14 protein-coding genes and 1 pseudogene are annotated in these 12,534 nt (G+C 54.8%); 14 read left to right on the top strand and 1 reads right to left on the bottom strand.

The features are described from left to right. The first annotated feature begins 1 nt into the window (after nt 1). From ACZRKZ_RS24975 to ACZRKZ_RS24910, 14 genes and pseudogenes are all read left to right on the top strand, one after another. Entirely contained in the window at nt 2-676 is a 675-nt protein-coding gene (locus ACZRKZ_RS24975) for a TrbJ/VirB5 family protein (protein WP_175389883.1), read from the top strand. Nucleotides 677-703: 27 nt separating this feature from the next. After that, nucleotides 704-916, top strand: coding sequence for a hypothetical protein (locus ACZRKZ_RS24970; protein ID WP_094933913.1), 213 nt, complete (start codon nt 704-706; stop codon nt 914-916). Continuing rightward, nucleotides 909-1,313, top strand: coding sequence for a hypothetical protein (locus ACZRKZ_RS24965; protein WP_094933914.1), 405 nt, complete (start codon nt 909-911; stop codon nt 1,311-1,313). Before ACZRKZ_RS24970 ends, ACZRKZ_RS24965 begins: the two co-directional genes overlap by 8 nt. Next, nucleotides 1,301-2,164 (top strand): TrbL/VirB6 family protein, encoded by an 864-nt coding sequence (locus tag ACZRKZ_RS24960; RefSeq protein ID WP_094933915.1) that lies wholly within the window; start codon nt 1,301-1,303, stop codon nt 2,162-2,164. The genes ACZRKZ_RS24965 and ACZRKZ_RS24960 overlap by 13 nt, the downstream gene beginning before the upstream one ends. 3 nt (nt 2,165-2,167) lie before the next feature. Further along, nucleotides 2,168-2,833, top strand: a complete 666-nt coding sequence (locus ACZRKZ_RS24955) for a VirB8 family type IV secretion system protein (RefSeq protein ID WP_094933916.1) — start codon at nt 2,168-2,170, stop codon at nt 2,831-2,833. 25 nt (nt 2,834-2,858) lie between these two features. Further along, nucleotides 2,859-3,650, top strand: a complete 792-nt coding sequence (locus tag ACZRKZ_RS24950; protein ID WP_094933917.1) for a TrbG/VirB9 family P-type conjugative transfer protein — start codon at nt 2,859-2,861, stop codon at nt 3,648-3,650. Between the two features lie 2 nt (nt 3,651-3,652). Then, nucleotides 3,653-4,936: a TraB/TrbI/VirB10 family type IV secretion system protein gene (locus ACZRKZ_RS24945; RefSeq protein ID WP_094933918.1), complete on the top strand. Its 1,284-nt coding sequence runs from the start codon at nt 3,653-3,655 to the stop codon at nt 4,934-4,936. A 9-nt stretch (nt 4,937-4,945) separates the two neighbouring features. Next, on the top strand, nt 4,946-5,974 hold the full coding sequence (gene virB11 / locus ACZRKZ_RS24940; protein WP_175389884.1) for a P-type DNA transfer ATPase VirB11: 1,029 nt from the start codon (nt 4,946-4,948) through the stop codon (nt 5,972-5,974). Further along, entirely contained in the window at nt 5,958-6,863 is a 906-nt protein-coding gene (locus ACZRKZ_RS24935) for a lytic transglycosylase domain-containing protein (RefSeq protein ID WP_054902291.1), read from the top strand. The genes virB11 and ACZRKZ_RS24935 overlap by 17 nt, the downstream gene beginning before the upstream one ends. A gap of 29 nt (nt 6,864-6,892) precedes the next feature. Further along, the gene (locus ACZRKZ_RS24930) at nt 6,893-7,222 is read left to right on the top strand and encodes a TrbM/KikA/MpfK family conjugal transfer protein (protein WP_054902290.1); all 330 of its coding nucleotides are present in this window, start codon (nt 6,893-6,895) and stop codon (nt 7,220-7,222) included. Continuing rightward, entirely contained in the window at nt 7,212-7,817 is a 606-nt protein-coding gene (locus ACZRKZ_RS24925; RefSeq protein ID WP_175389885.1) for a phospholipase D family nuclease, read from the top strand. Before ACZRKZ_RS24930 ends, ACZRKZ_RS24925 begins: the two co-directional genes overlap by 11 nt. Nucleotides 7,818-7,831: 14 nt before the next feature. Further along, nucleotides 7,832-8,314: a hypothetical protein gene (locus ACZRKZ_RS24920; RefSeq protein ID WP_175389886.1), complete on the top strand. Its 483-nt coding sequence runs from the start codon at nt 7,832-7,834 to the stop codon at nt 8,312-8,314. A gap of 47 nt (nt 8,315-8,361) precedes the next feature. Continuing rightward, nucleotides 8,362-9,000: a KfrB domain-containing protein gene (locus ACZRKZ_RS24915; protein WP_463983055.1), complete on the top strand. Its 639-nt coding sequence runs from the start codon at nt 8,362-8,364 to the stop codon at nt 8,998-9,000. Nucleotides 9,001-9,359: 359 nt separating this feature from the next. Next, a pseudogene (locus ACZRKZ_RS24910) lies at nt 9,360-9,686 on the top strand (transposase); the annotation flags it as partial. 508 nt (nt 9,687-10,194) lie between these two features. On the opposite strand, the gene ACZRKZ_RS24905 reads toward ACZRKZ_RS24910, so the two are convergent. Beyond that, the coding region (locus tag ACZRKZ_RS24905; RefSeq protein WP_463983054.1) for an autotransporter domain-containing protein at nt 10,195-12,534 on the bottom strand (2,340 nt) is incomplete at its 5' end.

Here is a 12,534-nt window from a genome sequence, read left to right as displayed (position 1 = left end):
TATGAAGAAACTAGGTCTTGCTACAGCGATAACTCTTACGCTCGGTGGTGCAGCGAACGCGGGTGTCCCTACATTCGACTACGCAAACGCTGCCGCGATGGCTCAAGAGCTGCTCCAGCTCCAAGAGCAATTCAAGGTACTCAAGCAGCAGTACGAAACTCAGACCAACATTATGAACAACATGCGCGGTTCCTATGGCCGTGGTTCTATCGGTCTGAATGATTCGATCAATTCCGCGTCCGTGGTGCCTGGTTCCTGGCAAGAGGTGGTATCTCGTCAGAACTCTGGTGCCTACGGCAGTAAGCAGTCGCATTACGAGGAACTGGTCAACACCTTGCCGCAAGAGCTGTTCGCTAATCCGGATAGCAATCGCGCACGCGGCTATCAACTCAGCTCTAACTCTGTCGTTGCCGCCATGTCCGCCGGTGAAGCGCTGTACAGCGAGGTACAGGTTCACTTGAACAACCTGACCACGATGTCAATGCAAGTGGATAACACCACCAACGCGAAGGACGCCGCCGATCTGCAAAACCGTATTGCCACTGAAAACGGGATGCTGACTTCGGCCCAGTCCAAATTGCAGGCGTTGAACATGAACCTGCAGGCGAATCTGGCGAATCAGGAAAACCAAGCAACGTCGCAGAACGAACAGTTCTTCCGTTGGAAAAAAGACTAATTCTCGCGTGCGAGAAAAGGAGATCACATGAAAACTCTTTGGCTGATTCTCAAGATCATCACCGTACCGGCTTGGGGGCCTCTGTGGCTGTTCTACCGGTTTGGCAAATTCATGCTGCTGCTCGTCATCGTGTCTGCCGCGTCGGGCTGTGTAACCAACACCGGCAAGATCGACAAGTCGCCATGCGCCTGTGAGTTCAAGCCTTTCGTTATTCAGGCCAAGGAGGCCCGCAATGCCTAAGTTCTTCACCGTCACCAATACCGTATGCGTGGTCATCGCCGGGTTTGTCGTGGGGACCATCATCTACGTCAACACCACCACCTATCAGTTCGGAAGCGAGGCTCCTGCGGTTTCCAATGGCGATGCTCCAGTACGGATCGAAACGTCCTTGGGCAACCCGTTGTTGAAAGCCTCTAAAGCTGATGTGGCCAGGTGGTTTCCGGGGACCTGCTTCGCCGAGATCTACATGAAGAACCCATCGTACAAAGGGGGCCTGGTCGCTGGTTGCATCGACAAAACGTCGAAAGAGATCAAAGCCGAAACGGGTGTGACACTTGGTGCTGATGACTTCCGTTCTTCCGAGGTCATCACGCACTTCAAGTCTGTGTACGGGGCATCGAATCCATGGCGGACCTAACCCTCAAGGGCCTGATTGGGGCGACCGATGATGTGACGACTAGCTTTGTCGCCGAGGTCTTCCCAAATCTCGCTAACTTGGTAGAGCCCCTAGTATGGACAATAGCCGTCGCTTATTGGGCAGTGCTGGGTATTCAGACCTATAACGGCAAAATCTCTGTTGCGCCGTGGGACATTGTTAAACGGGCAATGCTTACGTTTATGGTCTTCCTGACGCTCAATTGGTCGACGGGGGGATCGGCGCTCTATCAGATTTGGGGGACTTGGACTGAAACGATTGCAGCACAAATCATGAGTCGAGGTGTTGATAGCACTTCTATGCTTGATGCGCTTTATGTGAATGTCGGTCAGGTTGCAAGCACGTTGATGAACGTAAGCTGGCGTCAGTTCGGCATGATTATCATGGGTTCCGGTTTGTTTGCGGTTAACTGCATTCTTTTTATCGCTGCAATCCTGAATATGCTGATTGCCAAGTTTGGTGCAGCGATCATTATGTGCATTTTGCCAATACTGATCGGATTCATATTTTTCGAGCAGACGCGTCAATGGACAATGAGCTGGTTCAGCAAAATGCTTAACTTCTCGCTGATTTACATATTGTCCATCGCAATTGTTCGTTTTGGATATGCGATTTTCGGCCAAGCAATTGACGAAGTTGCCAATACAGCCACCATTTCGGATGCTGCGTTGATAACCGCTCAACAATGGGGAACTCTTATCATCGTTGAAGGCGTGTTGATCATCTGCTTATTGCAAGTGCGCGGGTGGGCTGCTGCGATTGCTACCAGCGCAACAGTCGGTGGTTCTTCGCTGGCAATGATGGCATTGCGAACCGTAGGATTGGGGAAATAAGCAATGGACAATACATTAAAGAAAGATGAGATTGCGCGCCGTAAGCGTCAACTCGAACACAAGAAGGTAAAACAAGAACGTAACCGTGGTTATTTTCTGAATGGTGCGTTTGCACTAACCGTGGTTGGGTTGGCCATAGCCATTGCGTTCCTGGCTGAAACCAAGACGTTCGTCAATGTGGTGACGGTGATCGGCGCCGATGGTGAAGTGCTTAAACAGCGCACCGTTACGGCGGAAAACGTCGACAAAGAGCAGGCTATCATCGAAGGCGTTCTGTTTGACTTCATACGTGCTTGTAACACCTTTGACCCTCGGCGCAAGCAACAGCTGTCCGATACCTGCCACACATACATGACTCGCAATGTCGCGGTCGAATATGAGAAGGAAATCAGCCCTGATAATGCGCGCAATCCATACGCATCGCTCGGGGAAAACGACTGGATCGAAGCCCAACCCAAGCGCATGAACAAGATTGGCGATGAGTATCAGGTGATGTTTATTTCAACCAATCACAAATGGGGTGATAAAGAGCCAAAGGTTACTTCCTATCTGGCAACGATAAAGGTTGCACATACGATGATTCCTAGAGCTTTGGGTGATCGTTGGGAAAACCCGTTTGGCACTTTGGCAACTTTATACCGTAAGAGTGAAGAACTGAGCCGCCAGTAATTCATTCCCCCCAAGGAAACTAATCATGAAAAAACAGTTCGTTCTACCGACAGCTATTGCCCTGAGTTTGGCTCTGTGTGCATTTAACGCACAAGCTGCAAAGTTGCCGAGGGCTCTGTCCTCCGACAACCGTGTCAAACAGGTTCCCTATGATCCAAACCAAGTTTACGAGCTGGTCGGAACATACGGGTACCAAACATCTATTGAGTTCGAAGCGGATGAATTGGTCAAGGTTGTTGCACTTGGTGATACGATCTCCTGGCAAAGCATGCCATTCCGTAACCGGGTTTTCTTGAAGCCCGTGGAAGACAATGCGGACACAAACATGACGGTGATTACATCCAAACGGACGTATTACTTTCAGCTCAACAGTACGACGGCGAAAACAAGTCAGTCGTACCTGATCCGATTCGTTTATCCAACCAGCCGTGTCACATCGTATAACAATGCATCGGAAGCCCCAGCGCCTGCCGCTACTGGGCCAATTACCAGCACCGGTACTCCGTCCTCCCCGAACATCAACTACGGCTATTCGGGTGACAAAGAAGCCATCGGCCTGCAGGGCGTCATGGATGACGGTCAGTTCACCAAGTTTCTGATGAAAAAAGGTGCGGATCTGCCGCAGTTTTACCGCGTACTGCCTGACGGCACCGAGGCGATGGTCAATGCACGCCGCGAGGGCGAGTACTGGGTTGTTCAGCGTCTGGCCAGCATGTTCGTAGTGCGCAGCGGCAATTCCTATATCTGTGTTGAAAACCTGGCGAATCCGTACAAGCGCACAGTTACTCGGGGTGCGCGTGATGGGGGAGGGGCATAACCATGGCGAAGGAACCTATCAAGCCAATTGATCAGCAAGCGGATAAAACCCGCGAAGAAGAAATGGCCGAATGGAACGAGTCGCAATCGAACTCGATGCTAAAGGCTGGTTCTGGTGGAAAGCGCAGCGGCGTTCTCATGATTGGCGCAGCGGTTGTGGCGTGTGGCTTTGTGTACTGGCTCAAGCATGACAGTGGCGAGCCTGCTGCCCCTGCAAAAAACGATGAGATAGTCGCGGCTGAGCGCCGTAAGGTCCAAGACCCAACACCTAAGCGCGAAGCGGCGAAGGTCAAGCCAGTGAGCAACGATGGCGAGCCTGGCGCACCTGCTGACACACCGCGTTCAACAGCTGAGCGTCAGACTCAACAGGAGGGTTTGAGCGAAGCTGAACGTCAGCGACAAGCGTTGGAATTACAGGAAGAAATTAAACGCAAACAGATGCTCGCTGCGCGCCAGCGCTCTGCGATCTTTGCAACTGCAAAGGACGATGGTTTTGCGCAAGGTCGTGACGATCAAGATCCAGCTCAACAGTCAGCCGGTGGGTCGTTGCTGGGCGGTAACTCGGGTAATTCCGGGCACGTCTCCCGCAATGCCAACGAGAATTTCGCATCGTCGACTTACTCCACCGGCGTGCCGGTGGCGAAAGCTCGGGCTCTGGAGAACTTGCAGTTCAAGGTTCTGCAGGGTGCTGCAATCGAGGCGACTTTGCAGCCACGTGCGCAGAGTCAATTGCCCGGTCAGATTTGCGTAACCACTGCTCAGGACGTTTATGCAGCGGAGGGTCGCCGCGTAATGATCCCTTGGGGGTCTTCGGTGTGCGGGAGCTACAACGCCAGTCTGACACCTGGTCAAGAGCGCCTATTCACCGTTTGGAACTGGTTGCGTATGCCCAAGTTGGCGGGTCGCCGTGCAATGGAAATTCCATTGGATAGCGCTGGATCTGATCAGCTGGGTTCCGCTGGCCAAGGTGGTGTCGTTGATAACCACTGGGCGCAGATCTTCGGTGTTGCTGCTGCCGTTTCGATCATCGGCGCGGGTGCTTCCAACTCCGGCGTTTCCTCGGGCGATCAAGACAACTCCGCGTCTCAGTACCGCACTCAAGTGCAAGAGGCTGCCGCTGAGTCTTCGCAAACCATTCTTAGCCGGTACGCAAACATTCAACCGACAGTCACCGTTCCTCATGGCTCACGCGTGGTGATCTACCTGCAGCGTGATTTGGACTTCACCGAACAGTTCGCCGAGGAAGCCAAAGAGGCTGACAACGGCGGCGTGAAATTCATTAACTGAGGTTTTTCCATGTCTGAGATTGCTTCGTTCCGCCAAAAGCTGCGCAGTTTTGATTTCCTGCTCGATGACCCAGCGGTATCCGAGATCGCTATCAACGGTCCAGGCAACGTATGGGCGGCGTATCGCGGTAGCCGCTTCATGCGCCCCGTCGCTGTGGATGGCGTCACCCTTCCGCTGATCAAGTCGCTAGCCGAGTTGATTGCGGCGCATACAGAGCAAGAGGTCAACGCTTATACGCCGATCCTTTCCGGTCGCATCCCTATGGACATGAGCGACCACGTAGCGGACTCGGAACGTGGCGACTATCGAGTCCAGTGCGTGCTTGCGCCTGCCGTTGAGCAACATATCGGCGGCATCGTCTGTATTCGTAAACCTGGCCGCGTTCAGCTGACGATGGACCAATACATCGCTTCGGGAGCGTTTGACCAGATCAACGAGGCACGCACGCCAGATCAGTACAGCGATGATCACCTGGTCGAGTTGTACCGCGCCAAGCGCTGGTCGGAATTTTTCATTGGGTGCGTCAAGGCCCACAAAAACATCATGATTTCGGCAGGGACAAACGCGGGCAAAAGCACCTTCCTCAACATGCTGTTGCAGCATGTAGACCCTAATGAGCGGATCGTCACAATCGAAGATACCCGCGAGATCCGTCTCAAAAGCGAGAACGTGGTTCATTTGATCTATTCCCGAGGTGGCCAAGGCAAAGCGCGAGTCACGCCGTTTGATCACCTTGAATCGATTCTCCGTCTTACGCCTGACCGCGCAATCATGGGCGAGCTTCGCGGTGCTGAGGCTTACCCCTATCTTGAATTGCTGAACACCGGTCATAGCGGTTCATTCAGCACTATCCACGCGGATAGCCCCGACCTGATGTTTGACCGGCTTGCGTCGATGGCATCGCGTGGCGGTTCCGACATGAGCAAAAACCAACTTGTGGAATTCGCCCGTCAGCTGATCGACGTAGTGATCCAGTGGGAATATGGCTTTGATGGCCGTCGTTACATCACGGAGGTGCAATATGCAAAAGCTGCCTAAATTCGCGCTGGCCATCCTCGCATCGGCCTGCCTTGTCGGCCACGTTGCCGCCGAAGAATCACAGCCCAAGCGCTTTTCCGAACTGGCAGCTAAGTGCGCGCCGAACGTTCATGCGTCAACTCTCAAAGCGCTGATAGGCAATGAATCTTCGTTCAACCCCTATGCCATTGGCGTAGTTGGTACTCGTCTAGAGCGTCAACCCCAGTCCCTGAGCGAAGCCGTTGCGACGGCTGAGCAACTGGAGCGGGATGGTCATCGTTACGCGATGGGCTTGGGGCAATTGTTGGTTACGAACATGCGAGCCCGGGGCCTGAGCTATCAAGATGTTTTCGAGCCATGCCGCAACCTGCAGGCGATCAGCAATTTGCTGATCGAGTATTACAGTCAGGCCCTCAAGACCAGCAGCACGAAGCAAGAAGCGTTGTTGAAAGCAACGTCGATGTATTACAGCGGCAACGAACTGCGCGGTTTCAAACCAGACCATCCTGGGGAAATGTCCTACGTCGAAAAGGTTGTCGACCGTGCAAGTAATCCAACGGCAGAAGATCCGATTGTGCCCGCGTTCGACATTCAGGAAGCCGCGCAAGCCATTCCTGTAGTCGCTAGCACCAAATCCCCATCGAAAGCTCGTAAGCGCGCTCAGGGAGCCGCTGAGCAACCTGCAGGCCCGTGGTTGACCTTCACGGATGCAAATGGTCAGGCGGTAGCACAGGCCCAGCCTCAAGCACAGCAAAAGCCGCAGATTCAGGTCCAGTTGGATACCGGCGATGCGCCCGAGGAAAAACGGCAGTTCACAGCCTTCGACGCGCGGACTGCCAATGCAGAGCCAGCGGCAATGCCCGTACAGCAACAACAATCTGCCCCTTCATTCGTACAGATAATCAACTGATTTCTCGCATGCGAGAAAAGGAGATCCCAATGCGCAAACACTTTTTAGCTTTTATGGCGACCTTGGCATTCGCAGGTGCTGCCCAAGCAGGCGCGCAGCCCCCTACAGACTTCTCGGATGGGGACAACAGTAATGAGGACGCATGTGGCGCAACCCTTTGTCTGCTTGGCATGTCCCGCGATGGTGATTGCAACAAATATCTCAAGCGCTATTTCAGCATCGTGAGATTCAAGCACGGGCACTTCAGCCCTTCACGCACTGCCGCTGCTCGAGGGAATTTCGTGGCGCAATGCGTTGGTGATCAGGCTGGGGCCAAAAAAGCAAACGATCAGTGGGGAGGCTCACGCAATGGATTCTAAGTTGCACGCTTTCCGTATTTTTGCCTTCTCCGCGCTATTTGGCTTGGTGTCGCCGATTGCATGGGCGAACCAGCCCACGGACGCCAAGTCGTCAGCGGTGGCTGTCGATGTTGATGGTGCCCGCCGTATCGAGGTGGGGTTTTCTCCGGAAGGATCTGCCCGCGATTTGGTACTGCGAACCATAAATTCAGCCTCCAGCTCGATCAGGCTCTCGGCCTACATGTTCACCAGTCCTGATGTTGCGAAAGCATTGATCACTGCGAAACAGCGCGGGGTCGATGTGGCGGTGGTTGCTGATTACCAAGGCAACCTGCAGGGCAACGGCTCACGGGCTGGGAAACACGCTCTGTCACTCCTGGTACGTGCTGGCATACCGACGCGCACTATCAGCACTTACGCGATTCATCATGACAAGTTCATCGTAGTGGATGGCAAAGCGGTAGAAACCGGAAGCTTCAACTACACCGCTGCCGCCGCCAAGAGCAACAGCGAGAACGCATTGGTGGTTTGGAATGATGCCGATCTCGCCGAGCAATACCTGAACCACTGGCAAAGCCGGTGGGATCAGGGCAAAGCTTTCAAGCCGCAATATTGAGCGAGGGTCTACCAATGGACAAAGACGAAAACCCAATGGACAAGGATCGAACGCAACAGGGTGAACGTGGTGCTTATCAGCTGACTGGAGCCAAGCGACCTGGTGAGAACGTAGCAGAGCATGTGAACGCTTCGCCACGGAATGCCGAAGACTGGGCGACCGATCATAAGCGCAGTAGTGAGCCATCCTTCGAGCTGTTTCAAAAGTACGGTCCAGCTATCCAGCCGGACATTGGCAGGGCCTACGAAGGTCCAATCGTTCATCGCGATTCCCAGTCGTTTTATCAAGCATCACGGGTCAATGGTTACGATGTTTTGATTGAACACAAGCGCACGTCGCTCAACAGCGCGCAATCCAACGTGTTCACCAATGACAGGTCAGTGAGCGTTCGTTATGTGTCTGAAAGCGTCGGCATAGCGAAGCCAGCCCTGGAGCTGGATGGACAAAGATCACCGGAACGCCTGCCGAAAGGCGCCGCTGGAATAGGGCGGGTTTAATCCGCTTTCAATTGCTGCAGATCTAGGACAGATAAGAGGATTAGGACATGGCCAAAGAAGACGTTACTAAAACCACCTACACCATCAATCAGGAAGGCAAAGAGCGTCAGGTATTCACTGACGCAAAGGCTGCGGGAGAAGCGTGGTTCAAGGCAGACTTGACCAATAAACCGATGATCCTGGTACAAGAGCCCGGTGATCGTCCGAAAATGTACGCTGGCACCGGTGTGCATGAAGGTAAGGCATACAAGGATTTGCCGTTTGATAATGCACCTGGCGCTGCTGAGTTCAAGGCGTCGTTCAAAGACGCCCTCGAATTGAGCAAGAAGGAGCTGGCAGGCGCTGCAGCAGGTAAGCCAGTCGAACATGAGCAAGCCCGTTCAAAACAAGCGGATATGCCGGCGTTCGAGCACGCTGTAACTGGCGAAACCTACGAAGGTAAGGTTGTCGGGTTCAAAGAGAACCAAGTCATCCAGCAGATTGTGAACGGTGATCGAGTGACGCACATTGCGCATGATCGCTCTGCGCTGAGCAGCGCTAAGTCCGGGCTTGTCCAAAGTGGGAAAGACCTTTCCATTCGTTACCCTTTCGCCGGTGTAGGCATCGTCAAAGACCGTCAGCTGCAGCATGAACAAAAGGTGCCTTCGCACCAGCCAAAGGGGTTCGGCGGAATGGGCCGAGACTGAACATAGGTAGATTGTTTGAAAAGGGGGCTTTGCCCCCTTTTTGCTGCCTGCGGTAAATGTGGAAGCGCGCCATGCTGTCAGAACGAAGCGCGGTCAAGGGGTTCGGGGAGCAATGGAACAGTAAACGCACTTAAGCCCAGTACCTGCCCGCAAACCAGCGCTCTGTCTGGGGAGTACGATAAAACCACCGTTTTATGAAACCGCTTTAACGAACATCAGGAAGGACCGTAAACATCCGAAAAGCGGTTCGATAAACTCGTTTCGACAATCAGAGTTCTCCAATCAACAGTCACATACGAGTAAAGCGAACTCTAATTCGTGCTTACGTTGGTTTTCGGTTCCATTGCTCCCCAAACCCCTACTACTTCTCGGGCTGCCAGTCCTGCGCAATGCAAAAGCAGTGTACGAAGGGTAAGGAGCGCCGCGTGAAGCGGTGGGAACATGAGGCGGTAATCGACGCGATGCAGATTCGGCTGGAGCATGACCCGGGGAAGATGAAGGTTCGTCGCCAGACTGTTGAGCATCCTTTTGGAACGCTCAAATACTGGATGGGAAGCAGCCACTTCCTGACCAAGACCCTGCCGAGAGTAAGTACCGAGATGAGCCTTCATGTGCTCGCGTACAACCTCAAACGAATGATGAGCATCTTCGGCATCGCAGGACTGCTTGAGGCGATCAGGGCGTAGTCCAGCCGCTTGCTCGCCCTTTAGTCGCTGATTCCACAGGCAACTCTCGCGACTCTCAGTTTTCGACGTATTTAGCGCGTTTTCACACAGCCTGGACCCATAGGGGACACTCGCGAATGGAGAGGTTGACTGTCCGTCTCTCGGCATAGCAGCTGGGTGCTGACAACATAGTTTGGCACGCGTGTTGGTGCGCCACATTCAAGACGTGAATGCGGCTCTCACTGGTCAACTTCTAAAGACAATGCTCGGGCGAGCCTAGATTTGCATAGCTTGTTTTCCCAGCTTCGATAGATGACTTGACCGGAGGGTTATAATCTATCTTCTGGGTGGTGACGCCTAACGCAAATGTCGGAAATCCAAAAGTGGACATTCGGAGGTGCTACCGACACTGAAAAAGAAGGCCCCGCACTGACTGATCAGACGGAACCTTTTTTCACTGTCGAAAAAGGTCCTAAACGCTGCTCATGCGCGGCCTACTGCCGCACATGGCGCACCGCTACTCCAGTATTTAGAACGGTTTCCCCAGGTTGAACAGCATCGATTGCGTCTGCTGCGCGCCCGAGCCAATGGTGAATTGGTACTCCATACGCAGGTTCCAGTTGGACTCCATGAGCAGGCCAAGGCCTAGGCCGAGCACGCCGCGATCCTGGCTCAAAGGGTCAAGGTTGATGTGGTATAGCGTGCCGATGCCGCTGTTGTCGGCATAGCGCATCGAAGCATCGCCAGCACCCTGAAAGTCGTGTTGGTACTCGAGTCGCAGACTCGGCGTGAGCTCACCGAAAGCCGTGATTTTCGCATACTCGCTGCGCAGGCCCAGACTGGTACTGGTGGTTTTCACGGTTTGTTCTTCGTATCTCAGCGCGAAAATCGCATCGCCGATCTCGCGGTAGTGATCGAGCTTGCCATGGGCCAGGTCAAGGCGTGCGTATGGTGATAGCAGCCATTGGTCTTCGCGATACTCATAACCGGCCGCCAGTGAGGCGAAGGTCTGATTACCGTCACGGTTGCCATTCACCATGCCGGCGTTGTCGGTGACATAACGGCGGGTATCGAATGTCAGGCGCTGGTAGCCCAACACCGCATCCAGGAAGATGCTCTCGATTGGCCGGTAGCTGCCATACAACGCCACGCTGTAACTGTCGGCCTGGCTCCGACTACCGTTGTCGCCGATATCGGTTTTGTCGTGGCCATAACCAAGGCCCACGCCAAGCGTCAGGTTGGGTGCCCATCGATAGTCGGCGCCGACGGACAGGCCAGAGGTGACGAACCTCTGCTCGTTGTCGGATGAGCGCTTGGCATCGTCACCGATGCTAATGGTGCCGCTGGTCCAGAACGCCAAGGGAGACGTCTGCTCATTAGCAGGTTGATTATTACCCAGGACTGGCATTTGCTCGCCTACCGAGCTTGCGGGGCGTGCCCGCAGCGACGGCTCAGCTTGTACTTTAGCGCTTTTGATCTGTAGCCACTGTTCGATGCCTGTCGGGTCATCATTAAGGCGTTGGCGTTGGCGTTGGCGTTGCAGGCTGGCTGAAGACAAGGTGAGGCCATTGCTGAACGGGCTGACATTGCCGGCGTGAAGTGCCTCCAGACGTTGCTGGAAGTTGCTGATCTGGCCATTGGCGAAGCGTCGGCTGCTGTTGGCCTGAGCATTGAGCAAGCCCTGTACCTCGGCATCCTTGGACGGGTCACTACGCGAACTGAGGGTAATGCTGATCACGCCGGGGCTAGACGTTTTGCTGGTGTTGCTTAAGGTGTAACTCAAGCTGACAGCGCCATTGGCGTCGGGATTGGGAACAAAACGCAGGATGTAGCTCTTACCTACTGCACGCACGGTTGCTGCGCGCAGGTTTGACCTGTCAGTGCTGGCTTCATGAATGGACGCGCTACCTACGCTAGCCGGTACCGTGGTGAGCAGGTTGGCGGCGGTAAACGGACCGCCAGTGGCATTACTGGTCAAGTCGATCTCAACCGGCTGGCCAGGGCCTGCACTATTGATGGTTTGCGACGGGGCTATCGGGGTTTCATCGGTGACTAACAAGGTATAGGCCTGTGAGGCTGTAGCGCCGTTGGCATCCGTGGCGGTGATGGTCAGGTTGGTGGTGCCGCTGGCGGAAGGCGTGCCACTGAGGATTCCGATGGGGCTCAGGGTCATTCCGGGAAGGAGGCTGCCGGCGGTGATGGCGTAAGTGTAGGGCGCCGTGCCGCCGGAAGTGCTGAGGGTGGCGCTATAGGCAATGCCGATGATGCCATTGCTCAGGCCGCTTGGGCTCAGGGTAATGGTGGGCCTGCTGACGGTAATGCTCACCGTGGCTGGGCTGGAAGTACCGCTGGCGTTGGTGGCGGTGTAGGTGAAGCTGTCAGAGCCGGAGAAGCCTGCGTTCGGTGTGTAGGTGATGCTGGTGCCGCTGGCGGTGGCGTTGCCATGGCTAGCCGCGCTGGCAACGGCGACACTGGTGGCGGCGGCGCCGCTGATGTTCAGCGTGATCGGGTTGGCGCTGCTGTTTGCCGCGAGTGTTGCACTGACGGCACCGGCGACAGGCACCTGGGCACCGATCACCAGGGTATAGGCCCGTGAACCTGTAGCGCTGTAGGCGTCGGTGGCGGTGATGGTCAGGTTGGCGGTGCCGCTGGCGGAAGGCGTGCCACTGATTACTCCGGTGGAGGTGTTCAGGCTTATTCCAGGCGGCAGGCTGCCGGCGGTGATGGTGTAGGTGTAGGGCGCCGTGCCGCCGGAAGTGCTGAGGGTGGCGCTATAGGCAATGCCGATGATGCCATTGCTCAGGCCGCTTGGGCTCAGGGTAATGGTGGGCCTGCTGACGGTAATGCTCACCGTGGCTGGGCTGGAAGT

The organism is Pseudomonas sp. c313 (assembly GCF_055407145.1).
Note: the sequence above shows the minus strand (reverse complement) of the source record. Positions and strands in the feature narration are given on the sequence as shown.